The sequence below is a fragment of the Nonomuraea rubra genome (assembly GCF_014207985.1).
In the GTDB taxonomy this organism is placed as follows: Bacteria; Actinomycetota; Actinomycetes; order Streptosporangiales; family Streptosporangiaceae; genus Nonomuraea; species Nonomuraea rubra.
Genome location: NZ_JACHMI010000001.1, coordinates 8,034,123 through 8,057,660 on the forward strand (window position 1 = coordinate 8,034,123; position 23,538 = coordinate 8,057,660).

The following is a 23,538-nucleotide window of genomic DNA, read 5'->3' on the forward strand; positions in this document are numbered from 1 at the left end:
TGATCAGGGCAAGGGCCGCGTGCGGATGCAGTGCGCGGCCTTTCCCCTGCCGGTCATTCGGGGAAGTCGTCCGGGTCCACGGGTGCGGTGCGGGCGTTGCCGCCGCTGATCGAGTGCAGCGTGATCCGCCAGTCGTGCCAGAGGATCTGCGTGGCGGTGACCGTGGTCTTGAACTTCACGGTCTCCTCGAACCGCTCGAAGCTGCAGTCCCTGGTGAACGCCTTGGTCTTCCCGTCCCAGTCCACGCCGTGCGTGAAGTAGATCTTGTAGCTGCCGTCCGGCACGCCCTTGATCTTGAACTTGGCCTTCTTCCGCACGTACACGCTGAACGCCTTGCTCCCGCCCCTCAGCACGGTGACCACGGCGTCGAGGCTGTCGCCGTTGTCGATCTCCAGCGAGCTGCGCCCGTTGAGCGCGCTCCTGCGGATGAACGAGCCGTTGCGCAGCCGCCTGGTCTGCCGCTCGCCCGCCTTCACCGACACGACGTCGGCCGGGTAGCCGCCGGCGCTCTGCAGGGCCTTGCCGGCCTGGTCCAGCGCGTTCAGCCGGTCGCCGAGGTCGGCGAGCACGGCGGAGGAGGTGCACAGGTCGCGTGCGCCGACCTTGTCGGACGTGCTGCCCAGCCTGGTGGCGACGTCGCGCAGGCTGGTCACGTACGTCTCGTGCTGGGCGCGTACGGCTTCGGGCGGGGTGAGCGCCGACAGCGCGTCGGCGGCGCCGTTCAGCTCCTCCTCGGCGCGCCCCACCCGCTGGTCCAGGGCCTTGACGCCGCGGGCGCCCGCCAGCGCGGTGATCGCGTCGGCCATCGCCTCGCGCCGGCTCTCCAGCTCTCCCTTGTACGCCTCCGGGGTCAGCGCGGCCGACGTCTGGCCGCCGCCGGTGCCCGCCTGGGGGACGATGCCGTTGCCGCCCGCGACGCCGGTGACCTTGGGCTCGCCTCCGGCCGGCGACAGCGCGCCGGAGGAGCACGCGCCGAGGGAGGTGAGCGTCACCAGAGCGAGAACGCTGGAGATCAACCGGGGTGTAGCCACCTGCCACACTATCGTCCGGTTGATCCCCAACCGTCAATTACGATTCGGTCAGTCCCTCCTCCCGATCCTGCCGCAGCCAACGGGTGATCCCCAGCGTGTCCAGGAACGGCAGATCGTGGCTGGCCACGATGAGCGCGCCCCGGTACGCCGACAGCGCCTGCGCGAGCTGGCGGACGCTGGCCAGGTCCAGGTTGTTGGTCGGCTCGTCGAGCAGGAGCAGCTGCGGTGGCGGCTCGGCCGACAGCAGCGCGGCGAGCGTCGCGCGGAAGCGCTCCCCGCCGGAGAGCGTGCCGACGGCCTGATTGACCCGCTCCCCGCGGAAGAGGAAGCGGGCCAGCCCGGCGCGTACGTCGTTCACCGAGGCGGACGGTGCCAGGGCCCGCACGTTGTCCACCACGCTCAGCCGGTCGTCCAGCAGGTCGAGCCGCTGCGGCAGGTAGCGGACGGGCACGTGGGCGCCGTGCGCGAGGATGCGCTTGAGCAGCGTGGTCTTGCCCGACCCGTTGGGCCCGAGCAGCGCGATCCGCTCCGGCCCGCGCACGACCAGCGCCTCCAGCACCGCCACGGACGACCCCGCTTCCGGCTCCACGTCCGGCTCCACGTCCGCCCGGCGCAACCCGGCGTCCGCCCGGCGCGACCCCGCGTCCGCTCGGCGCGGTGGCTCCAGCGGGAGCGTGAGCACCGTGCGGCCGGCGGGCACCTCGGTGCCCGGGAGCTGGATGCGGATCCCGGCGTCGTCGCGCACGGCCTGCTCGGCCTCGGTGAGCCGCTCGCGGGCCTCGGCCAGCTTCTCCAGGTGGAGGGTGCGCTGCTTGCCCGCCGTCACCTGGGCCTTGCCCTTGAGCGTGTTCGCGACGATCTTCGGCACCTTCTTGTTCTCGAACGCCTTCCTGCCGGTCCGCAGGCCGCGGTCGATCCTGGTCCTGGCCTCGATGAGCTCGCGCTGCTGCCGGCGCACCTCGCCCTCCGCGGTGCGCACCGAGCGCTCGGCCGCCTCCTGCTCGGCGGCGACCTGCTCCTCGTACGCGCCGAGGTTGCCCCCGTACATGCGTACGGCCCCGTCGCGCAGCTCGGCGATCTGGTCCACCAGCTCCAGCAGCGCCCGGTCGTGGCTGACGAGCAGGAGCACCCCCTGCCAGGCGGCGACGGCGGCGTGCAGCCGGTGCCGCGCGTCCAGGTCGAGGTTGTTGGTGGGCTCGTCGAGCAGCAGCACGTCGGGCCGTTTCAGCAGCTGCGCGGCCAGTGCGACCATGATGGTCTCGCCGCCGGACAGCGTGCCGACCGTACGGTCGAGGCCGAGGTGGCCGAGCCCGAGCCGGTCGAGCTCGGCCAGGGCGCGCTCCTCCACGTCCCAGTCGTCGCCGACGGCCGTGAAGTGCTCATCGGCCACGTCGCCGCGCTCGATGGCGTGCAGCGCGGCCCGCGTCCGGCTGATCTCCAGCAGGTCCGACACGGTACGCCGGGCGCCGAGCGGCACGTTCTGCGGCAGGTACCCGACCACGCCGGAGACGGACACGGACCCGGACCGCGGTGCCAGCTCACCCGCGATGATCCTGAGCAGGGTGGACTTGCCCGACCCGTTGACCCCGATGAGCCCGGTACGCCCGGCGGGGAAGGCGGCGTCGAGCCGGTCGAGCACGGCGGTCCCGTCAGGCCAGGCGAAGGAGACGTGATCGACGACAATGGAATAAGGCATAAGGCGGCTCCCATCACAAAAAATCGAAATTTCGTGACTTGGCGGGAAACACCGCATACACGCGCGACACACGGGAACTCGGAGTCGGAGTCCGCGACGAGGGGGGCGAGGATGTCCTCGAGGTCCAGGTGATACGCGCATGCCCATGACAGGGCCGAACGGCGCGGTGCCCGCGACCTCAGATCCTCACGTCGGCTGCCCCCACGAATCGGCGATAGGACGCCCAGAAGCTTATGTGACCGGGCGATCAGGTGGCAAGCCTGCGGGCCCGGTGCGCCGCCACGTTCACCCTGTTGGCGCAGCTCAGGGAGCAGAACCGGCGCCGCCCGTTGCGCGAGGTGTCCACGTAGACGATCTCGCACCCCGCCCTGCCGCACCGCCCCAGCCGGTCGCCTCCGGCGAACGACAGCGCCATGGCCAGCCCGCCCGCGGTGGTGTCCCTCGACCGGGCCACGATGTCGGCGTCGACGGAGAAGAAGTGCAGGTGCGGCTCGCGGCCGTCGTGGGCGCTGACGTACGGCTTGGACGTGGTCAGGTCGAGCAGGTCGTTGACCAGCTTGATCTGCGTCTCCTGGTCCCGCTCCCCGAACACCGGCGCCAGCCTGGCCGCCCACGCCCGCAGCTCCTCCGCCTGCCCGGCGGTCACGGCGGCGCGCACCATGCGGTGCTCGGTCAGGATCGCCTCGACCGCTCCGGGGCTGAAGTCGGTCGCGTTGACCAGTGCCGCCGCGAGGGCCGCCCCGTTGCCGCCGTAAGCGTTGAAATGCATAAGGTCATTACATCAGGTTGGAATCATGCACACCAGAGACCTGCACGACCCCCTCGCCATGACCGTCGTCTCCTCCCACCGCACCTCGGAGGGGGTGGTGTCGTACCTGAAGTGCTCCTGCGGCGTCTGGGAGGTGCGCACCGCGCTGCTGGTCGGCACCGCCACGCCGGGCGCGCGTTCGAAGATGACCATCGACTGAGACGGTGCCGTCGTCCTAGAGTCGGGCCTACATCCCCCAGGAGGTCAGGCATGTCCAGCATTCCCTCCCTGTTGCGCGACCGGATCGCGGCAACTCCCGACGCCGAGGCGTACCGTGTGCCCTCCGACGGCGGGTGGACCTCGTTCACCTGGCGGGAGGTGGGCGAGCAGGTGCGCGGCCTGGCCCTGGCGCTGTCCGGCCTGGGCTCGGGGCCCGGCACCCGCGTGTCGATCCTCTGCTCCACCCGCCTCGAATGGATCGTCTGCGACCTGGCGGTGCTGGCGACGGGAGCGGCCACGACCACGATCTACCCGTCGAACACGGCCGCCGAGTCCGCCTTCGTCATCACCGACTCGGGCAGCACGATCGTCATCGCCGAGAACGACGAGCAGGTGACCAAGCTCAGGTCCGTCCAGAAGGAGCTCCCCGACGTCACCCACGTGATCGTCATCGACGGCTCCGCCAGCGACGACGGCTGGGTCATCACCCTCGCCTCGCTGAGCAGCGGCAGCGGCAACAGTGGCGACAGTGGCGACAGTGGCGACAGTGCCGCCGCCACCGGCGACTACGACGCGATGGTGGACGCCATCGCCGAGGACGACCTGGCCACCCTGATCTACACCTCCGGCACCACCGGCCGCCCCAAGGGCGTCGAGCTGACCCACGACAACTGGCTCTACGCGGCCGGCGCGGTGCGCGAGATCGAGCTGATCTCCCCGTCCGACCTGCACTTCCTGTGGCTGCCGCTGTCGCACTCGTTCGGCAAGCTGCTGGAGGTCGTGATGATCGGCATCGGCGTGCCGACCGTGATCGACGGCCGCCTCGACAAGATCGCCGACAACCTCGGCGTGGTGAGGCCGACCGTCATGGCCGCCGCGCCGCGCATCTTCGAGAAGATCCACAACACGGTCGTGGCGAACATGCAACGCGAGGGCGGCCTCAAGCTGCGCATCTTCACCTGGGCGCGCAAGACCGGCCGGCGGGTCGTCGCGGCCAGGCAGCGCGGCGCCGCCGTGCCGGCCACCACCCGCGCCGAGTACGCCCTGGCCGACCGCCTCGTCTTCGCCAAGCTGCGCGATCGGTTCGGCGGCCGGATCCGCTTCTTCATCTCCGGCGCAGCCCCGCTCAACCAGGAGGTCGCCGAGTTCTTCGACGCGGCGGGCCTGACGATCCTCGAAGGGTACGGGCTGACGGAGTCGTCGGCGGGCAGCTTCCTCAACCGGCCCGAGTCGGTGCGGTTCGGCACGGTCGGCCTGCCGCTGCCCGGCACCGAGGTGCGCATCGCCGACGACGGCGAGATCCTCATCGGCGGGCGCGGCATCATGCGCGGCTACCACGGGCTGCCCGAGGAGACGGCCGAGGCGCTGGAGGACGGCTGGCTGCGTACGGGCGACATCGGCGAGCTGGACGAGGCCGGCCGGCTGCGCATCACCGACCGCAAGAAGGAGCTGATCAAGACCTCGGGCGGCAAGTACGTCGCGCCCACGTACCTGGAGGGCCGGATCAAGGCGGCCTGCCCGTTCGTGTCCCACGTGTTCGTGCACGGCGACCGGCGCAACTACGTCACGGCGCTGGTCACGCTCGACATGGACGTGGTCAAGCCGTGGGCGCAGGCCGAGTCGCTGCCCGAGGACCCCGAGCAGCTGCGGGAGCACCCCAGCATGCGCGCCGAGGTCGAGAAGGCGATCAAGCAGGTCAACGAGGGCGAGGCCAGCTACGCCACGGTCAAGAAGTTCGCGATCCTGGCCGAGGACTTCTCGGTGGAGACGGGCGAGCTGACGGCCAGCCTCAAGATCAAGCGCAAGGCCGTGGAGGAGCGGCACGGGTCGACGCTCGACTCCTTCTACGAGTGATCTCCCACCTGCCGGTGCGGCCACGGCACTGCGACGCGCAGGCCATGATGCACGCGACCCGCTACTACGAGTACTTCGAGGACGCCTTCCTCGACTGGCTCGGCGCCAGGGGCGGCTACGAGCGGCTCCGGCAGGAGGGCGCCGACCTGGTGGTCAAGGTCAGCGGCTGCGAGCACCACGCGCCCGCCCGGCTCGGCGACGTGCTGGCGGTGGAGACCGTGCCGGCCAGGGTCGGCTCCACCTCGATCACGATGACGTTCACGATGCGGCGCGGGGAGGAGCTGGTGGCGGTCGGCACGATCACGTACGTGTGCGTGCGCGGCGGCCGCCCCTCCCCGCTGCCGGGGATGCTCGTTCAGAGCACCCGCTTGGCCCCCGGCAGCGACCGCACCAGGTAGGCGATCCACCAGCACAGCGGCAGCGCGAGCAGCAGCATGGCCGCGAACTTGACGATCGCGATCGTCTCCAGCGGCCGCAGCGCCCAGCCCAGCCCGACCAGCACGAGCGGGTGGATGATGTAGACGGTGAAGGCGTGCTCGGCCAGGAACCGGCCGCGCGGCCCCTGCGTGTTGTGCCGCTCCCTGAACCACACCGTGAAGCCGATGATCAAGCCGACCGCGAGGGCGGACTCCCATGCGGCCATCAGTGCCGTCGACAGCGCCCCGGTGGTGAGCAGCGCCGGCACCAGCAGCAGGGGCGTCGCCACACCGGCGGCGGTGAAGCCCAGCCCCGCGGCCCGCGCGGGCAGCGTCTCGAACCAGCCCCGGCGGAAGGCCACGCAGCCGAGCACGAACATGGAGACGTACTGCGGCAGGAAGTACGGGGTCGGCAGCCCGACCACCGGCCAGTAGCTGGTGGTCGGCACGAGCAGCCGCCACAGGAACGTGGCCGCCGCCAGCCCCGCCGCGAACAGCACGATCCACTTCGTGGCGAGCGGCGCGGGCCGCTGGTCGAGCGGCGCGCGCACGGCCCGCCAGCCCGCGTAGGCCAGCGCCAGGACGATCAGCACCTCGACGAACCACATGGGCCCCGGGTCCCACGAGCGCAGGTAGTACTCCCAGAACGGCATGTCGCCCCGGCCGAGCACGCCGCCGATGCCGGCCAGCGGCCGCAGCAGCAGGAGGTAGACCAGCAGCGGGATGCCCAGCCGCACCAGCCGGTCGCGGACGAACGCGCGGGCGCCCTTGCGGTCGTAGGAGCCGGGGGTGAAGAAGCCGGACAGGAGGAAGAAGAACCCCATGAAGAACGCCTGGTTCGTGACGACCAGGATGTCGAGCGCGATCCCGGAGGGGTCCTTGGCGGGCTCGACGTAGTACCAGAGGGGGATGTTGCCGTAGGTGATGGCGACGTGGTGGGCGACGACGAGCGCGGTCAGTAAGATCCGCAGGTTGTCGATCGCGTAGAGCCTCGTCCTGGTCCCCGTTTTCATGCTCGGCACGCCCTTTCCATCAAGTCGGCGAGTTCGGTGGCGTGTGCTTCGAGGTCGTGGCCGGGATGGGTGATCCAGTAGGCGAACATGTGGTCGATGGCCGCCTGCTGCGTGACGGCCATGACCCGCACGTCGAACTGCCGGAACTCCCCGGTCCGCTGTCCCAGCCGGTAGATGAGCTCGATCCCCTGGTAGAGCTCCTCGTTGGTGTGCATCCCGTAGCGGGGGTTGCCGTCCGCGGTCCTGAGGTTGCCGAAGATCTCGCCCAGCGCCCTGACCTGGGTGCGGTGGCCGAGCATGTGCTCGGCGACGGCCATGACGTGCGTCCTGAGCAGCTCGGTCGCCGACGTGATGCCGTCCATCCTCGCGAACACGTGCTCGGCGACGGCTCCGTAGGTGTGCTCGACGACCTGCTCCATCAGCTCGTCCTTGCCGGCGAAGTGGTAGGAGATGACGCCCTTGCTGATGCCCGCGTGCGCGGCGATCTTCGCCAGCGACGCCTGGGCGAACCCGAGCTCGGCGATGACCTCGATGGCCGAGGCGATGATCTGCGCCCGCCTGGCCTCCTCGATGAACGAGCGCCCCTTCTGGCCACCTGGCTCATTTTCTGACCGCATGGCCAAAATCTAGCACGTGTGGACGCCATGTTGGCCGACCGGCCAGATTTTCAGCCGGGTGGATCAGAAGGGGAGCCAGCCGAGGCGGCCGTACCAGGTGCCGCCGGCGGCCAGGTGGTCGGCGATGGCCCGCTCCAGCCGCGTGCGCCGGGGCAGCGCCGCCGGGTCGCCGGCGTGCTCGCCGTACACGAAGCCCAGCATGTCGCCGTCGCCGAACCGTTCCAGCAGGTGGAAGCGCCGCTGGAAGGCGAGGATGTTGGAGTCGTCCGGCAGGTACGCGCCGAGCTGGTCGTCCAGCAGCCACGACCCGCACGTCATGACCCTGACCTGCTCGCCGGGGAAGTGCCGCGGGAAGAACTCCCTGGCCAGCGCGAACGAGGCGTCGCAGGCCGCCGGCGCCAGGGGCCCGAGGAAGTCGGGGATGTGCACCCCCAGCGCGGGCGACCCCGGCCCCGCCGGCATCCCCGCCGCCCGTACGGCCTCCCCGACGCTCGCGCTCAGCGTGTCGCGGTTGAACTGGAGCCGCCCCAGCGCGTACAGGACGCCCCTGGCGTGCAGCATCAGCCAGAACGGCGCGTGCAGGCCGCCATGGCCGTACCGCTTGCGGTGCACGGCCATGCAGCGGCCCAGGTCGGCCAGCGTCGCCCAGGACACCTCCGGCGCGATGCCCAGCTCCCGGTGGTAGGCCAGGGTGTGCGGCACCGCGCCGAGGAAGACGTGCACGTAGAAGTACGGCCCCAGCTCGGGCAGCGGCTGGAAGAACGGCGGGCCGTCCAGGCTGCCCATCGTGGACACCAGCGAGCGCACGCACCGCTCGGCCAGCCACCACTGCCCGCTGCCCGGCTCGGGCCTGGTGGCCAGCACCGCGCCGAGGTCCTCGTGCGGGACCGTCAGGCGCAGCAGCTCCGGGACGGGGTCGGCGGGCAGGACGAGGTCGGGACCGTCGGCGGACTCCAGGTGGGCGAGCCACTCGGGATGGGCGTGCAGCAGGGCCTTGACGTCCATCGGATCAGCTTAGCCGCCCGAGGTAGACCGCCCTGGCCTGCTGGAGCAGCGACATGTGGTCGCCGAACTGGTACGGGCTGGCCAGGCGGCCGTGCTGCCTGATCAGGGTCTCCAGGCCGTCCAGCCATTCCAGGCACCAGCGCACGTCCTCCCGCCTGGCGACCTGCTTGCCGTCCACGTCCACGTACACGGGGCTGGTCAGGGCGTAGCCGGTGGCGGTGAGGGTGCGCGGGTGCGGGTCGCACAGGACCTCGGCCACCACGTACGTGGGCGCGTCCACGCGCAGCTCGGCCGTCACGGTGAGCCGGTCCTCGCCCCTGCCCCAGTGCACGACGCTGTATCCGGGACGGCCGCTGGCGCCGTCCTCGGCGGGCAGCCGCTCGGCGCCCGCCCACACGCCCTCCGCAGTGCGGATGCGCACGGCGGTCACCTCGGGGCCGATGGCGGTGGCGGTGACGCTGATGCGCTGCCCCCGCCCGGCGTGCAGCACGTGGCCGGGGCCGTGGCCGTTGACCGACAGCTCCAGCCAGGGGCCGGTGGTGGCGAACGTGCGGCCCGCGCGTACGGCCGCGGCGAACGACCTGGCGGTCAGCTCGCCCTCGACGCGCGCGTAGACGCGGGCCCAGCCGGGCGGGTTCGACTGGGTGTCGGAGCGGGTGAAGGAGATCATCGCGTCCGTGCCCGCCGTCACGGCCAGCCGGTTGCCCGCGCCGAGCAGCCGCCTGTAGACCGACGCCGTGGCCGGGATCGAGGCGTGCGTGAGCACGTCGAGGCTGTCCACGAGGCCGAGCGCGGCGTCGGCGACCAGCTCCCGGGCGGCGCAGTTGCGCGGCACCGGCGAGACGATGCCCTTGGGCGGGTCGCCGTCGGCGATGGGGGTGCGGAAGGGGTGGCTGTAGCCGACGAGCGCTCCGAGGCCGCGCAGCTCGCGCAGCCCGTCGGCGTTGGGCGGCCAGTCGGCGTCGCCGTCGAAGCCGGTGTGGTAGCGGCCGGGGGCGGCGCGGGGCGCGAAGGCGTAGATGTGGCCGAGCAGGTCGTTGCGGTACTCCACGCCCATCCTGGCCACGTGGGTGGCGTCGGACCACGGCAGGTCCCGGTCCGTCCAGTGCTCCAGCGCCTCCCTGTCGTACACGCGCCTGCCGGAGACGTTGCCCGCCAGCAGGTTGAGCACGTGCAGGTCCTCGCCGTGCTGGGCGGCGGCCGCGTCGGCGGGGACGGCCACCAGGTCGCCCGCCCAGTTGAGGTGCACGTGCAGGTCGCCGCCGTACCAGCCGCGGGCGGCGGCGTCGTACAGGCGCGCGGGGGTCAGCTCGACCAGGTGCTCGCCGCCGGGGCGCGGGACCAGCCTGGTCCTGGCCTCGTCGTGCTCCATGCCCCTGGCCGCCGTGACCGTGAGCTGCATGCAGGGCACCTGGAGGCGGAGGTCGTCGCCGTGGAAGTAGGGGCGGCCGTGGTAGTCATAGCGGTGCGGGACGTCGGGCGGGAACCAGCCGCTGCCGTCGCCCGCCACCACGCTCCAGCGGCAGGGCACGCCGGCCACCAGGCGCAGCGTGGCGGACGGGACGGGGCGCAGGAGGGTGTCCAGGCGGACGCGCTCGCCGTCGACGATGATCATGCTGTCCTCGTCCACCTCGACCAGCCAGGCGCCGCGCGGGGGGAGCAGGCGCTGCGTCTCGTCCACGCTGACCAGGCAGGGCTCGTCCCGCCTGGAGTCGATGAGCAGCGAGGTCCGCTCCTCGCCGCGGCCGGGAAGCCTGCTGGAGGGCGGCTCGGGGAGGCTGGAGGGCGGCTCGGGGAGCGGGCCGGGAAGCGGCTCGGGGAGTGGCTCGGGGCGCGTCGGCGGGTCCGCCGGGAGCGGTGCCGCGGCCGCGCCGTTGTCGGACGCCCGCGTGCCGCCCGGCAGCACCACGAACGGCTTGTCCCTGGGCCGGCCGCCCTTGCCGTGCCGGTCCGCGTGCCGCTGGTCCAGGTGCCGCCGTTCCGGGTGCCGGTCCGGGTGCCGGTCCTTGGGGTGATCCCTGGGGCGGTCCTTGGGCCGGTCCGTCGTCGCGGGTGGGTCCGGGGGCAGCAGCACCGTGCGCGGTGCTCCTTCGAGCGTGACGCTCTCCTCCTCGATCCGCACGGCGACGAGGTGTCCCGGCAGCTCGCCGTCGAGGGTGTCGCGCAGCACGCGGTCGTAGTCGGGCTCGGCCAGCCGGGCTGCCAGCTGGTCCCGCGGCTCGTCGGGGTGGCTCTCGGTCACCGCTTCGAAGACGAGCTCCCAGAACCGGTCGAACAACCTGGGCGGCAGCACCCGGCGCCTGGCGAAGAACTTCACGTAATGGATCTCCGGTTCGCCCCAGGTGATCCCGTGTTCGTCCAGGAGACGCCCGTACTCCTCCAGCGCCTCCGTCACCCTGCCGGGCAGCATCGATTCCGCACCCATATGAGCCCTCCCCACTCGGTTGCGCGTCATCGTGACATGCATCACCCGAACGCTCGGTTCGGCTGCCTCCGCGGAGAGGGGGTTTTCTCAACCCCGGGGGATGTATCTCCACCCGGGGAGTACCGATGCCGCTCTCAATCCGGGCTCAACGGGGCCCCAATCCGGGTCAAAGCCTCTTGAACACGGACAGAATTTTTTCTGCGGCGAGGGCGGGTGTCAGCTCTCCCGACAGCACCTCGCGCTCGACCTCAGCGGTGATCGCCGCCACCTCCTGATCGCCGCGCAGCTCGGCCAGGAGCCGGTCCTGGACGAGCGTCCAGGTCCAGCGGACCTGCTGCCGGCGGCGCCTGGCCGGCAGGTCGATCGCCTCCTGGTGGGCCAGCACCCGCCGCCAGAGCTCGTCCAGCCCGGCGCCGCTGAGCCCGCTGCAGGTCAGCACGGGAGGCGGGGCCGTGTCGGAGCGGAGCAGGCGCAGCGCGCCCGACAGCTCGCGGGCCGCCTTCCTGGCCGGCAGCTCGTACTCGCCGTCGGCCTTGTTGACGGCGATGACGTCGGCGAGCTCCAGCACGCCCTTCTTGATGCCCTGGAGCTGGTCGCCGGTGCGGGCCAGCGTGAGCAGCAGGAACGTGTCCACCATGTCGGCCACCGCGGTCTCCGACTGCCCCACGCCCACGGTCTCCACCAGCACGACGTCGAACCCGGCGGCCTCCACCACGACCATGGCCTCCCTGGTGGCCTTGGTGACGCCGCCGAGCGTGCCGGAGGTCGGCGAGGGGCGGATGAACGCGGCCGGGTCCGCCGCCAGCCTGGACATGCGGGTCTTGTCGCCGAGGATGCTGCCGCCCGTCCTGGTCGAGGACGGGTCCACGGCCAGCACGGCCACCCGGTGCCCCTCGGCCGTCAGCCGGGTGCCGAGCGCGTCGATGAACGTGGACTTCCCCACCCCGGGCACGCCCGAGATGCCGACCCTGCGGGCCCGCCCGGACAGCGGGGTGAGCTCGACCAGGAGCCGCTGCGCGAGCGCGTGGTGGTCGGGCCTGGTCGACTCGACCAGCGTGATCGCCCGGGCGATCCAGGTACGGGAGCCCGCCCGCACACCCTCGGCGTAGTCCTCCAGCGAGTGCACCCCACTTGCCCCTTTCTTTGCGGTTGATCAGCCTAACTTCTGACACTTCTTGACTTTTGCCAGTAGGGTGCTCGATGTTCTGTCTCAGCCGTCACAGGAGTCACTCCCCTCATGCCCAATGTCGAACCCCTGCGCGAGGGCGACCCGGCAGCGGTGGGGCCCTACCGGCTGGTCGGGCGGCTCGGCGCGGGCGGCCACGGTGTCGTCTACCTCGGCCAGGCACGCAACGGAACCCCGGTCGCCGTCAAGGTGCTGCGCGAGGGGCTGGCCGTGGGCGAACGCCTGGTCAAGGACATCGCCGCCGCGCGCAACGTCGAGCCGTTCTGCCTCGCGCAGGTGCTCGACGCCTCGACCAGCGGCAGGCCGTACATCGTGTCCGAGTACGTGGACGGGCCCTCGCTGCAGCAGGCGGGCCGGCGCGGCGGGGCGGAGCTGCAGCGGCTCGCCGTGGCGACCGCGACCGCGCTGGACGCGATCCACCAGGCCGGCGTCGTCCACGGCGACCTCACGCCGGCCAACGTCCTGCTCGGGCCCGACGGGGCGCGGGTCGTCGACTTCGGCATCGCCGCGGCGCTCGGCTCGGGCATGAAGGCGACCAGCAACATCGTCGGCACGCCCGCCTACATGGCGCCCGAACAACTCGCGGGGCGGCCCGTGGGGGCCGCGGCGGACGTGTTCTCGTGGGCGTCCGTGCTGGTGTTCGCGGCGACGGGCGTGCCGCCGTTCGGGGACGACTCGCTGCCCGCGGTGATCAACCGCATCCTGCGCGAGGAGCCGGTGCTCGGGGAGCTGGGGCGGCCGCTGCGCGAGGTCGTGACGGCCTGCCTGGCCAAGGACCCGGCGGCCAGGCCGTCGATGCGCGACGTCCTGCTCCGCCTGACCGCCCCGTCCAGGCAGACCTCCACCCCGTCCAGGCAGACCTCCGCACCGTCCCGGCAGACCTCCACGCCGTACGCGGCACCGGCCCCCGAGCCGTCCCGCCTCCCGGAGCCGCCCGCGGCGCCGGACCCGCGCGACGCCTGGCAGGACACGGTCGACCACCCCGTCGCCCGGCCCCAGAGCCCCGGCCCGGGCCTCCCCCTGCGCAGGCGCGGCCCCGCGCAGCCGCCCGACCGGGCACACCCGCACGACCAGGCCCCATCGGCCGATCAGTCGCACCGGCAGGGCCTCGACCACAGGCCCGAGCAGGCGCATCAGCACGGCCTGGCCCAGCCGCAAGCTTCCGAGCCGGCCGTCCACCCTGGGGTGAGGCCCGAGCACGGGCGTGCTCATGCCGACCCCGGAGTCGCCCACGACGGGCCCGGCCCGGCGACCTCGCCGCTGCAGGCGCTGTTCGACCTCTCCTCACCGGTCGAGCAGCCACCCGGTACGCCGGCCGCTGCCGCGCAGCCGCCCGAGCCGGTCGGTGGCGCGGTGGCGTCCCAGGCCACGGCGTCGTTCGGAGCCTCGGACCGGGGGGTGCCGCTCGGCGCTCCCGTGGCGTTCGACGACCCGCCGCGGCACCCGCCGGCCGGGCCGGGGGACGGGCCGCACGGAGGCGAGGCGCCGGCGCCCAAGCGGCGCAGGGGGCGCCGGGTCAAGAAGGTCGTCATCGCGGGTGTCTCCGCCGTGTCCGTGTGCGCGCTGGCCGCCGCCATCGTCTGGCTCACCCCCACCACCCCCACTCCCAAGACCAAGAACGTCGCCGTGGTCAGCGGCGCCCCCACGACCTCGGCCGCCACCCCCACCCCCAGGCGCACCCGTACGGCCAGACCGACCCCCCAGACGGACGGCACCCCCAGCACGCTCCCGAGCGACGGCCAGGGCGTCTCCGGCACCCCGTCGGCCACCGCGGACCGGCTCAGGGTGATGTACGTCCGCCCCGGCGGCACCATGGCGGGCGACTGCTGGGCGGGTGGCGAGGTGACGCTCCAGGCGCTGGTACGCCGTACGGGCGCCCCGGTGACGTTCACCTACACCTGGCTCGTCGACGGCGCCGCCACGGGCCGCGCGACGGCCACCATCGCCGAGAACGGCCAGCGCTACCTGACCGCGCCGAGCACCCTCACCAGCACCGGCGGCACCCACACGGTCACCTTGCGCATCACCGCCCCCGTCACCGCCAAGCGGACGATCTCCGTCACGATGTGCGACGCGGAAGCCGCCTACTGACGGCCCGCGCCCGCCACCAGCGGTCCCGCAACGGTCCTACTGGCGGTTGCGGAGCTGTTCCAGCAGGTCCAGGGCGGCGTCCGCGATCACCGTCCCCGGAGGGAAGATCGCGGCGGCGCCCGCGGCCCGCAGCTCGTCGTGATCGCCGGGCGGGATGACGCCACCCACCACGATCATGATGTCGGCGGCGTCCAGCTCCGCCAGGGCCGCGCGCAGGGCGGGCACCAGCGTGAGGTGCCCCGCGGCCAGCGACGAGACGCCCACGACGTGCACGTCGGCCTCGACCGCCTGCCTGGCGACCTCCTCCGGCGTCTGGAACAGCGGGCCGACGTCCACGTCGAACCCCAGGTCGGCGAAGGCGGTGGCGATCACCTTCTGGCCGCGGTCGTGCCCGTCCTGCCCCATCTTGGCCACCAGGATGCGCGGCCGGCGCCCCTCGGCCCGCTCGAACTCCGCGCAGGCGGCGCGGACCTGTTCGATGTTTCCGGCTGATCCGGACTCGTCCCGGTACACGCCAGTGATCGTACGCACCTGCTCGGCGTGCCGGCCGAACACCCTCTCCAGCGCGTCGGAGATCTCCCCCACCGTGGCCTTGGCGCGGGCGGCGTCCACGGCCAGCTTGAGCAGGTTGTGCTCCAGGCCCGGCGCGGGATGGCCGGCGGCCTTGGTGAGCGCGTCGAGGGCGTGCCGTACGGCCTCGGGGTCGCGCTCGGCGCGCAGGCGGGCGAGCTTGTCGAGCTGCTGGGCGCGTACGGCGCTGTTGTCGACCTTGAGCACCTCGATGTCCTCGTCGGCGCTCGCGCGGTACTTGTTCACGCCGATCACCGGCTGGCGGCCGGAGTCGATGCGCGCCTGCGTACGCGCGGCGGCCTCCTCGATGCGCAGCTTGGGCAGCCCCGCCTCGATGGCCTTGGCCATGCCGCCGGCGGCCTCGACCTCCTGGATGTGCTCCCAGGCCCGCTCGGCCAGGTCGTGGGTGAGCCGCTCGACGTAGTACGAGCCGCCCCAGGGGTCGATCACCTGCGTGGTGCCCGACTCCTGCTGGAGCAGGAGCTGGGTGTTGCGGGCGATGCGCGCGGAGAAGTCGGTGGGCAGGGCCAGCGCCTCGTCCAGGGCGTTGGTGTGCAGCGACTGGGTGTGGCCCTGGGTCGCGGCCATGGCCTCGACGCACGTGCGGGCGACGTTGTTGAACACGTCCTGCGCGGTCAGCGACCAGCCGGAGGTCTGGCTGTGCGTACGCAGGCTCAGCGACTTCGGGTTCCGGGCGCCGAACCCGGAGACGAGCCTGGCCCACAGCAGCCGGGCGGCGCGGAGCTTGGCGACCTCCATGAAGAAGTTCATGCCGATGCACCAGAAGAACGACAGGCGCGGCGCGAACCGGTCGACGTCCATGCCGGCCGCGACCCCGGCCCGCAGGTACTCGACGCCGTCGGCGAGCGTGTAGGCCAGCTCCAGGTCACAGGTGGCCCCGGCCTCCTGGATGTGGTAGCCGGAGATGCTGATGGAGTTGAACTTCGGCATCTTCTCGCTGGTGTAGGCGAAGATGTCGGAGATGATGCGCATCGACGGCGCGGGCGGGTAGATGTAGGTGTTGCGGACCATGAACTCCTTGAGGATGTCGTTCTGGATGGTCCCCGAGAGCTGCTCCGGCGCGACGCCCTGCTCCTCGGCCGCCACGACGTACAGCGCGAGGACCGGCAGCACGGCCCCGTTCATGGTCATGGACACCGACATGCGGTCCAGCGGGATGCCGTCGAAGAGCTGCCGCATGTCGTAGATCGAGTCGATCGCCACCCCCGCCATGCCCACGTCGCCGGCCACGCGCGGGTGGTCGGAGTCGTAGCCCCGGTGCGTGGCCAGGTCGAACGCCACCGACAGGCCCTTCTGCCCGGCGGCCAGGTTGCGCCGGTAGAAGGCGTTGGAGTCCTCGGCCGTGGAGAATCCCGCGTACTGGCGGATGGTCCAGGGCTGGTTGACGTACATGGTGGCGTACGGGCCGCGCAGGTAGGGCGCGGCGCCGGGGTACGTGCGCAGGAAGTCGAGCCCTTGCAGGTCGGCGGCGGTGTAGAGGGGCTTGACCGCGATGCCCTCCGGCGTCTCCCACGGCTCGCCCTGCGGATGCGGGGCCTGCGGCGCGCGCTCGGGCAGGGGGTCGAGCGGGATGCCGGAGAAGTCCGGGATCATCGGGTCACCTCCAGGTCGTCGAACGTCTCGCGGAGCACGGCCAGCGCGTCGCAACCGGCGTGGAGGTTGTCGTCCACGCCCTCGTACCGTCCCTTCCCCGCCAGCCACACCTTTCTCGCGCCCGCCTTGCGCAGGGCCGTGGCCACGGCGGTGGCGTGCTGGGCGTACAGCTTGTCGCTGGAGCACAGGCAGGCGACGGTGGCGCCGCTGACGGCGAACGCGGTCGCGATCTGCTCGGGGTCCGTGCCGGGGCCGGCCGTCTCGGTGGCCAGGCCGCCCGCCTGGAACAGGTTCGCGGCGAACGCGGTCCTGGCGGTGTGGGCGGCGAGGGGGCCGATCGTGGCCAGGAACACCGTGGGGCGCTCGGGCTGCGCGTCGGCGAGGTCCCGCAGCCGCTCGAACGGCTCCGCGTAACGCACCTTCGGCAGCTCCGAACCCGGCCCGGCCGTCTCGCCGGCCTCGTCCAGGCCCGCCTCGTCCAGGCCCGCCTCGTCCAGGCCCGCCGTGCCCGGGGCGGACGGGTCCGGGGCGGCCTTTCGCCGGCGTACGGGCTTCTCGTGGATGTCGGGGTACTCGCTCACCCCCGTGATCGGCAGGCGGCGGTGGGCGATGTCGTCGGCGCGGCGGGCGCGCGTGGCGGCGATGCGCTCGGACACTCGCCCGGCGGCCGCCACGATCCCTCCGGCCGCCTCGATCTCCTGGAAGAACGCCCACGCGGCCTCGGCGAGGTCGGCGGTGCGGCGCTCGACGTACCAGGAGCCGCCGGCCGGGTCGATCACCCGGCCGAGCCCCGACTCCTCCAGCAGCAGCGACTGCGTGTTGCGGGCGATGCGGCGGGAGAAGCCGTCCGGCAGCCCGAGGCAGGCGTCGAACGGCTGCACCGTGACCGCCTCCGCCCCGCCCACCCCGGCGGCGAAGCAGGCGACGGTGGTGCGCAGCATGTTCACCCACGGGTCGCGGGCGGTCATCATGGCCGAGCTGGTGACGGCGTGCTGCCGCTGGCCTCCGGCCTCGGGGGCGCCGCAGACCTCGGCGACCCTGGCCCACAGGCGGCGCGCGGCCCGCAGCTTGGCGATGGTGGCGAACTGGTCGGCGGTGGCGGCGTACCGGAACTCCAGTTGCCCCAGCGCCTGCTCCACGGACAGCCCGCCGCCCGTGAGCGCCCGCAGCTCGGCGACGCCCCTGGCGATCGAGCAGGCCAGCTCCTCGGCGTCGCTGCCGCCCGCGTCGTGGTACGGCGTCGCGTCCACCGTGACGGCCCGCAACCCCGGATATCCGGCCACGCAGCGCCGCGCCAGCTCCACCCCGTCGTCCCCGAGCACCGCGGAGGCACCCAGGTTGCCCGTCAGCACGCCCCCACCGGCGGCGGAATCGCCCGGCAGACCTCCGCCCGGCGCGGCCCCGCGGGAAGCGGCCAGGCCGAACAAGGCTTCGGCGGCCTCGCGGGTCCGCTCCCCCGCCTCCAGCACGATCGGCGCCAGGTCGAGGTAGACATCCTTCAGCACCGCGCCCAGCTCGCCCACCGGGATCGCGCCGTCGCCGACCACCAGCCACAGCGACGTGACCCCGTTCTCCAGGTCGGCCAGCACGGCCTCCGGGTCGGCCACCGCGTGCCGCTGCCGCACGTCCCAGCCCGCGACGGCACGGGCGCCGCGCACGTAGGGGGCGGCACCGGGCGCACCGGGGTCGCCCGGCAGGTCGTCCGCGTCGTACAGCGGCGCGACCCTCACCCCGTCGTAGGTCTGCCTCGACAGCGCCTCCTCCGCCGAGCCGGCCCCGGCCCCGGACTTGCGCAGGACCTCCGCCGCCAGCGCGCGCCAGTCGTCTCGTGAGAGGGACGCGAACCCCGCTGCCAGTTCCATGTTCGGATAGTAGGCGGAACGGCCACACGCCAGTAACCCCGGGGTCGCCCGCCATGATCCGGACGGGATCACCCCGTGACCCGCCCGGGAGCCGGATTCCTCAGCCGGCGGGCGCCTCCCAGGCCAGCCGCCAGGTGACCGGCCCCACGATCCCGTCGTCGGCCACGCCCTGCTCCCGCTGGAACCGCACGCACACGCCGCGCGACTCGGGCCCGTACGCCCCGTCCACGGCCAGCTCGAACCCGCGCTCGCGCATCCGCCCCTGCCACGTGCGCACGTCCTGCCCCCGCGTGACCGGCGGGTACGTCAGGAGCCGTCCGGGAAAGGGCGGCGCGGAGGGCTCGGGGGTGCCACCGCCGGGACGCGGCGCGCCGCGCCTGACCCAGGCGTAGAGGGGCTCGCCGGGGCAGTCGGTGGCGTAGCCGTCGCGGTGCCCCTTGATCTCCTTGCCGGCGCGGCCGTGGTCCCGCAGGTACTCGACGGCGTCGAGGATGCCGTGCAGCATCCGGTCGGGCGGCTGGACGAGACCCGCGTTGCCGACCAGCCCGAGCACGGCGTAGTGCCCGGCGTTGAGCCCCGGCCCGTTGGCGGCGGGCAGGTGGTAGAGGCCGCGCCCCTCGAACACCTTCCGGTGCGGGCAGGAGACGTAGGAGTAGCCGATGTCGATCCAGCCGTTGCCGTCCATGTGGTAGCCCTGGATGGACCGGACCAGGGCCACGCATTCGCCGTGGTCGTCCACGATGCCGGGCGAGACCAGGCCTCCCGTGTAGTGGACCTTGACTCCTTGGGTGGAGTCGAGCTGTGTGTAGTCGCCGCGCGGGGCACGTGCCAGCCAGTCACGCCGCAGAACCAGATCGATGGCCACGGTGCTCTCCGGGGGTCGAGAACATGATGACCGAGCGTAACGCGGCCGATGCGGTCAGGTCCTCGTGATCCGCGATTTCGGCTACGGCCTGATCACCCGCTGGTCCGTCACGATCGCGCTGATCAGGTCGTGCGGGGTCACGTCGAACGCCGGGTTCAGCGCCTGCGTTCCCTCCGGAGCGACGCGTACGCCCCTGATGGTCACGATCTCGTCGCCGCCGCGGTCCTCGATCTCGATGTGCTCGCCCGACGGGGTGCCCTGGTCGATGGTGGACTCGGGCGCGACGACCACGAACGGCACCCCGGCCCGCTCCGCCCCGAGCGCGAGCGCGTACGAGCCGATCTTGTTGGCGGTGTCGCCGTTGGCGGCGATGCGGTCGGCGCCGATGAGCACCGCGTCCACCCCGCCCTTGGCCAGCAGGTACGGCCCGGCGGAGTCGGCGATCAGCCGGTGCGGCGCGCCCATCCTGGCCAGCTCCCAGGTGGTGAGCCTGGCTCCCTGGAGCAGCGGCCGGGTCTCCAGGGCGAGCACCTCGGCCAGGCGCCCGCGCTCGTGCAGGGTCTGGACGACGCCGAGTGCGGTGCCGCGCTCGACGGCGGCCAGGCCGCCGGTGTTGCACACGGTCATGATCCGCAGGCGGTCGCCTTCGAGCAGGTCCGCGCCGCGTTCGCCCATGGCGCGGCAGGCGGCGATGTCGTCGTCGCGCACCTTCAGCGCGGCCGCCAGCACCGCCTCGTGCCCCTGGTGCAGGTGGGCGGCGGCCCGGTCGACGCCCCACGCGAGGTTGACGGCGGTGGGGCGGGCGGCGCGCAGCGCGGCGATGGCGCCGGGGTCGCCGCCGGCCAGCACGACGCCGAGCGCCCCCGCCACGCCGAGCGCGGGCGCGCCGCGCACGGCCAGCCGCTGGATGGCCTCGACGAGCTCGCCGACCGTGTGGATGCGCAGCGTCACGAGCTTGTCCGGGAGCAGGGTCTGGTCCACGAGCTCGACGGCGCCGTCGACCCAGTCGATGGTCCTCACGGGCAGAACGCTAGCTCACCTCAGCGTTCGGCGAGGACGATGACCGAGTCCCGTGTGCCGAGCACGATGGGCTCGGACTTGTCGGGGTTCAGCACGATGCCGTAGTGGGGCGGGTCGTTGCGGGCCGTGGCGTTGCGGTAGCCGATCGCGGTCTCGCCCCTGCGCCGCGCCGACTCCACGACGGTGGCGAACGACACCTGCGTGCCGGTCTTGACGTAGTCGCCGGCGGGCCGGGGGTAGATCTCCGAGCCCTGCGAGTCGAAGAGGTAGGCGAACACGTCCGCGAGGTGCCGGTTCTCGGCGAGCTGGGCCAGGAGCAGGCCGATGACGGTGTCGCTGATCACGATGTCGTCGGCCTCGGTGACCTCGGCCAGGGCGCGGTTGTTCTCGTCGTGCATCTCGCTGACGATCGAGTAGTGCTCGCCGAGCGTGCTCTGCATGTCGCGCAGCTGCAGCAGCGTCATGAGGGTGCGCGTGTCGGCGTGGTGCGGGTCGAAGCGGTCGTCGGAGAGCACGATGACGTGCTGGAAGAGGCCGACGCCGAGCGATTCCAGCGCGAACCTGTCCGTGGTGTCGCAGTCCTTGACGTTCACGGTGAGATTGCGCAGGCCCGCGAGGCCGGTGCCGGCCTTGGGGTGGTCGGCGGCGACCTCCAGGACCGAGCCGGCCGCCACGTAGCCGTCGAGGTAGCGGATGATCTGCTCGGCGCGGCCGTTCCAGTTGAGCAGGAGCGTGCGCTCGGGCTCGGTGGACGCCTTGCCGGCGGTGACGATGGCGGCCTCGTCGATGGACGGCCTGCCGGCGGCCAGGCGGACGTGGGAGTCGTCGTGGGCGATGACGATGACCTCGTCGTCGGCGTTGACGACGGTGTCGGCGGGCGGGTTCAGCACGACGCCGGAGGGCCGGCGCAGGCCGATGACGGAGGCGGTCTGGTAGGCGTGCAGCGCGTCGCCGTAGGTGACGCCGACGAGCTTCTTCGGGGTGCGCAGGTAGATCTCGCCGCCGTCGAAGTTCAGCAGGTCCATGCAGACGACGGACATGCCGGACTGGCGGGAGGACTGCACGATGAGCCGGGAGGCGGTGTCGTCGGAGTCGACCAGGTGCACGTCGGGGCCGCCGGCCAGGCGGGCGGCGGCGGCGTTGCGGCTGGAGGTGAGGCCGGCCACCACCGGCGGGTGGGCGCCGCGGCGCTTGGCCAGGGCGAGCAGAATCTTGATCACGTGGGCGTCGGGGTCCTCGCCCTCGGGTGAGAGCACGACGACGGAGCGGGCCGCCGCCAGGTTCATCAGCGCCAGGTCGCGCGGCTCGGTGGGGCGGCCGGTGCGGCAGACGACGCGGGTCCTGCCGAGCTCGGCGACGTGCTCGCGGATGGCCTCTTCCATCTCGAGCTTGTCACGTTCCGCGAGTACGGCGATCACGGAGCCCTTCTGGCTGGCATGCGCCTTGACCAGCTCGGCCACGATCGTGAACACCTGGTCCGACCAGCCGAGGATCACCGTGTGCCCGGACTCCACGATCCGCGAACGCCCCCTGCGCAGCCGGTCCACCCTCTGCTTGAGGCCGTTGGAGAGCAGGCCGACGAGCATGCTGACGATGAACAGCCCGCCGAGCGAGCAGACGAACATCACGGTCATGTACGCCAGCGAGCCCTTGTCGCTGGCCACCTTGCCGGGGGTCAGGGCGTGCATGAGAGCGATCCAGAGCACCTCGCCCGCGTGACCCACGCCCTCGGGCTCGCCGGGCGCCAGCCACATCGTGAGCGCCGCGACGACCACGATCAGCCCGACCGACACCACAGCCAGCCAGCCGATCAGCGACGCCGTGCCCCTGGACATGGTGTTGTCGAACCAGTACCGCGCCCGTTCGCGGAACGTGATCTTCGACACTTCCCCGATACCTCCGAGTAAGGAGTGATTTGGCCCGAAGACACGGTACCGGGCGATCTTGGCTTCCGCATGACGACCGGCGACCCTCCCGGGGCCGCCGCGGGTCACGGCGCCACCGATAAACCCGGAACATACCCGAACAGTCCCCCCGCTCCGGGCCGCGCGTGCGGGGGCCCGGGCGAGGCGCTCCCCCAGCCGGTACGCTGAGGACGAAAACCTGCGGATCCCCAGCCAAAACCCTTCGACATCCGGCCCAGATACGGAGATCATCAACGGTATGTCTGTGATCAGGGAGGTGCCGTTCCCCAGCCCCGAGTCCTCTGAGCTCCCGATGAACATCTGGATCGACGACGCCGACTCGGCCATCGACGTCATCGACGCGCTGGCGCTGTCGCCGTTCGCGACGGGCGTGCAGCCGTGGTCGCGCCTGGCCAACCTGGAGCGCGTGCGCCCCGAGGCCACGCTGGCGCCCGCCGGCGGCCGCGTGCTGCGCACGGCACGCGTCGAGGACGGCTCCGAGTCGCGGCTGATCAGCGGAGACGGCTGGACCCTGCGGATCGTCCGGCACCGCAACCGCACCGCGACGGTCAGCGTGACGGCGGTCAACGAGGACCTGGCCAAGACCGTGCTGGCCGAGAGCATCGAGGGCGCCGAGGAGCCCGTGCCCGACGTCGACCACGTCGAGATGGGCTTCTGGTGGCGCGGCATGCACGGCGGCACCCGTTCGGAGAAGCCGATCACGGCTCAGCCCTGGGACGAGATCAGCGCCAACTACTCGGCCAAGGTCCGCCCGGCGCTCGACCGGCTCATGTCGATCACCCCGGCCGACGTCAACGGCCGCCTCATCCTCCTGCACGGCGAGCCGGGCACCGGCAAGACCACGCTGCTGCGGTCGCTGGCCAAGCAGTGGCACGAGTGGTGCCAGGTCGACTGCGTGCTCGACCCCGAGCGGCTGTTCAACGAGCCGGGCTACCTGATGGAGGTGGCGGTCGGCTACGACACCGACGAGGAGGCGCAGCGCTGGCGCCTGCTGGTGCTGGAAGACTGCGACGAGCTGATCAGCTCGGGCGCCAAGGCCCAGGCGGGGCAGGGGCTGTCGCGCCTGCTCAACCTGACCGACGGGCTGCTCGGGCAGGGCCGCGACGTGCTGGTGGCGATCACCACCAACGAGGACCTGGCCCGCCTCCACCCCGCCGTCGTCCGCCCCGGCCGCTGCCTGGCGCAGGTCGAGGTGGGGCCGCTGAGCAAGGAGGAGGCGACCGCCTGGCTGGGGTCCTCGCAGGGCGTCGGCCCGTCGGGGGCGACGCTGGCGCAGCTGTACGCGCTGCGCTCCGGCCGCGAGATCACCCCGGTGCCCGGCGACGAGTCCACGGGCCTGTATCTCTGACCCCCGTCCCCACCCGCGAGTGGGGACGAGCAG

At 72.4% G+C, this 23,538-nt stretch carries 18 protein-coding genes; 5 read left to right on the forward strand and 13 right to left on the reverse strand.

Annotation, left to right across the window (positions count from 1 at the left end; genetic code table 11):
- Positions 1-53 precede the first annotated feature (53 nt).
- The 3 genes from HD593_RS36440 to HD593_RS36450 all read right to left on the reverse strand — a co-directional run bounded on the left by HD593_RS36440 (position 54) and on the right by HD593_RS36450 (position 3,496).
- Positions 54-1,031, reverse strand: coding sequence for a hypothetical protein (locus tag HD593_RS36440; protein WP_185106469.1), 978 nt, complete (start codon positions 1,029-1,031; stop codon positions 54-56).
- Between the two features lie 37 nt (positions 1,032-1,068).
- Positions 1,069-2,727 carry an ABC-F family ATP-binding cassette domain-containing protein gene (locus HD593_RS36445; protein WP_185106470.1) on the reverse strand — a complete coding sequence of 553 codons (1,659 nt, stop codon included), beginning with the start codon at positions 2,725-2,727 and terminating at the stop codon, positions 1,069-1,071.
- A gap of 247 nt (positions 2,728-2,974) precedes the next feature.
- On the reverse strand, positions 2,975-3,496 hold the full coding sequence (locus HD593_RS36450; protein WP_185106471.1) for a CGNR zinc finger domain-containing protein: 522 nt from the start codon (positions 3,494-3,496) through the stop codon (positions 2,975-2,977).
- Between the two features lie 25 nt (positions 3,497-3,521).
- Between HD593_RS36450 and HD593_RS36455 the strand changes: the two genes are divergently transcribed.
- The 3 genes from HD593_RS36455 to HD593_RS36465 are packed head-to-tail and all read left to right on the forward strand — an operon-like array spanning position 3,522 to position 5,946.
- Positions 3,522-3,695 (forward strand): hypothetical protein, encoded by a 174-nt coding sequence (locus tag HD593_RS36455; RefSeq protein WP_185106472.1) that lies wholly within the window; start codon positions 3,522-3,524, stop codon positions 3,693-3,695.
- A 50-nt stretch (positions 3,696-3,745) separates the two neighbouring features.
- Positions 3,746-5,548 carry an AMP-dependent synthetase/ligase gene (locus tag HD593_RS36460; protein WP_185106473.1) on the forward strand — a complete coding sequence of 601 codons (1,803 nt, stop codon included), beginning with the start codon at positions 3,746-3,748 and terminating at the stop codon, positions 5,546-5,548.
- Entirely contained in the window at positions 5,545-5,946 is a 402-nt protein-coding gene (locus HD593_RS36465) for an acyl-CoA thioesterase (protein ID WP_185106474.1), read from the forward strand. Before HD593_RS36460 ends, HD593_RS36465 begins: the two co-directional genes overlap by 4 nt.
- Here HD593_RS36465 and HD593_RS36470 read toward each other — a convergent pair.
- From HD593_RS36470 to meaB, 5 genes are all read right to left on the reverse strand, one after another.
- On the reverse strand, positions 5,904-6,977 hold the full coding sequence (locus HD593_RS36470; protein ID WP_185112343.1) for an acyltransferase family protein: 1,074 nt from the start codon (positions 6,975-6,977) through the stop codon (positions 5,904-5,906). The two genes, HD593_RS36465 and HD593_RS36470, sit on opposite strands and share 43 nt — an antisense overlap.
- Positions 6,974-7,594: a TetR/AcrR family transcriptional regulator gene (locus HD593_RS36475; protein WP_185106475.1), complete on the reverse strand. Its 621-nt coding sequence runs from the start codon at positions 7,592-7,594 to the stop codon at positions 6,974-6,976. Before HD593_RS36475 ends, HD593_RS36470 begins: the two co-directional genes overlap by 4 nt.
- A 63-nt stretch (positions 7,595-7,657) precedes the next feature.
- Positions 7,658-8,599 (reverse strand): acyltransferase domain-containing protein, encoded by a 942-nt coding sequence (locus HD593_RS36480; RefSeq protein ID WP_185106476.1) that lies wholly within the window; start codon positions 8,597-8,599, stop codon positions 7,658-7,660.
- A 4-nt stretch (positions 8,600-8,603) separates the two neighbouring features.
- Positions 8,604-11,024, reverse strand: coding sequence for a CehA/McbA family metallohydrolase (locus HD593_RS36485; protein ID WP_246546897.1), 2,421 nt, complete (start codon positions 11,022-11,024; stop codon positions 8,604-8,606).
- 166 nt (positions 11,025-11,190) lie between these two features.
- Positions 11,191-12,150, reverse strand: coding sequence for a methylmalonyl Co-A mutase-associated GTPase MeaB (meaB, locus tag HD593_RS36490; protein ID WP_185106477.1), 960 nt, complete (start codon positions 12,148-12,150; stop codon positions 11,191-11,193).
- Positions 12,151-12,261: 111 nt separating this feature from the next.
- On the opposite strand from meaB, the gene HD593_RS36495 reads away from it, so the two are divergent.
- A complete protein-coding gene (locus tag HD593_RS36495) occupies positions 12,262-14,301 on the forward strand; it encodes a serine/threonine-protein kinase (protein ID WP_185106478.1) in 2,040 nt (679 codons plus the stop codon).
- A 36-nt stretch (positions 14,302-14,337) separates the two neighbouring features.
- On the opposite strand, the gene scpA is transcribed toward HD593_RS36495, so the two are convergent.
- From scpA to HD593_RS36520, 5 genes are all read right to left on the reverse strand, one after another.
- On the reverse strand, positions 14,338-16,485 hold the full coding sequence (gene scpA, locus HD593_RS36500; RefSeq protein ID WP_185106479.1) for a methylmalonyl-CoA mutase: 2,148 nt from the start codon (positions 16,483-16,485) through the stop codon (positions 14,338-14,340).
- Positions 16,482-18,347: a methylmalonyl-CoA mutase family protein gene (locus tag HD593_RS36505; protein ID WP_185106480.1), complete on the reverse strand. Its 1,866-nt coding sequence runs from the start codon at positions 18,345-18,347 to the stop codon at positions 16,482-16,484. Before HD593_RS36505 ends, scpA begins: the two co-directional genes overlap by 4 nt.
- Positions 18,348-18,447: 100 nt before the next feature.
- Positions 18,448-19,212 carry a peptidoglycan recognition protein family protein gene (locus tag HD593_RS36510; protein WP_185106481.1) on the reverse strand — a complete coding sequence of 255 codons (765 nt, stop codon included), beginning with the start codon at positions 19,210-19,212 and terminating at the stop codon, positions 18,448-18,450.
- Between the two features lie 81 nt (positions 19,213-19,293).
- Positions 19,294-20,232 carry an S-methyl-5-thioribose-1-phosphate isomerase gene (gene mtnA, locus HD593_RS36515; RefSeq protein ID WP_185106482.1) on the reverse strand — a complete coding sequence of 313 codons (939 nt, stop codon included), beginning with the start codon at positions 20,230-20,232 and terminating at the stop codon, positions 19,294-19,296.
- Between the two features lie 20 nt (positions 20,233-20,252).
- Positions 20,253-22,118, reverse strand: a complete 1,866-nt coding sequence (locus HD593_RS36520) for a CASTOR/POLLUX-related putative ion channel (protein ID WP_185106483.1) — start codon at positions 22,116-22,118, stop codon at positions 20,253-20,255.
- A 277-nt stretch (positions 22,119-22,395) separates the two neighbouring features.
- Here HD593_RS36520 and HD593_RS36525 point away from each other — a divergent pair, with 277 nt between their 5' ends.
- On the forward strand, positions 22,396-23,505 hold the full coding sequence (locus HD593_RS36525) for a DUF5925 domain-containing protein (protein WP_185106484.1): 1,110 nt from the start codon (positions 22,396-22,398) through the stop codon (positions 23,503-23,505).
- Positions 23,506-23,538 lie beyond the last annotated feature (33 nt).

Bases quoted from the DNA above. Each gene is read 5' to 3' on its own strand.
- HD593_RS36525 (WP_185106484.1), top strand. From the start codon at position 22,396: ATGTCTGTGATCAGGGAGGTGCCGTTCCCCAGCCCCGAGTCCTCTGAG.
- HD593_RS36495 (WP_185106478.1), top strand. From the start codon at position 12,262: ATGCCCAATGTCGAACCCCTGCGCGAGGGCGACCCGGCAGCGGTGGGG.
- HD593_RS36505 (WP_185106480.1), bottom strand. From the start codon at position 18,347: ATGGAACTGGCAGCGGGGTTCGCGTCCCTCTCACGAGACGACTGGCGC.
- HD593_RS36485 (WP_246546897.1), bottom strand. From the start codon at position 11,024: ATGGGTGCGGAATCGATGCTGCCCGGCAGGGTGACGGAGGCGCTGGAG.
- scpA (WP_185106479.1), bottom strand. From the start codon at position 16,485: ATGATCCCGGACTTCTCCGGCATCCCGCTCGACCCCCTGCCCGAGCGC.
- HD593_RS36470 (WP_185112343.1), bottom strand. From the start codon at position 6,977: ATGAAAACGGGGACCAGGACGAGGCTCTACGCGATCGACAACCTGCGG.
- HD593_RS36460 (WP_185106473.1), top strand. From the start codon at position 3,746: ATGTCCAGCATTCCCTCCCTGTTGCGCGACCGGATCGCGGCAACTCCC.
- HD593_RS36455 (WP_185106472.1), top strand. From the start codon at position 3,522: ATGCACACCAGAGACCTGCACGACCCCCTCGCCATGACCGTCGTCTCC.
- HD593_RS36450 (WP_185106471.1), bottom strand. From the start codon at position 3,496: ATGCATTTCAACGCTTACGGCGGCAACGGGGCGGCCCTCGCGGCGGCA.
- HD593_RS36480 (WP_185106476.1), bottom strand. From the start codon at position 8,599: ATGGACGTCAAGGCCCTGCTGCACGCCCATCCCGAGTGGCTCGCCCAC.
- HD593_RS36445 (WP_185106470.1), bottom strand. From the start codon at position 2,727: ATGCCTTATTCCATTGTCGTCGATCACGTCTCCTTCGCCTGGCCTGAC.
- HD593_RS36475 (WP_185106475.1), bottom strand. From the start codon at position 7,594: ATGCGGTCAGAAAATGAGCCAGGTGGCCAGAAGGGGCGCTCGTTCATC.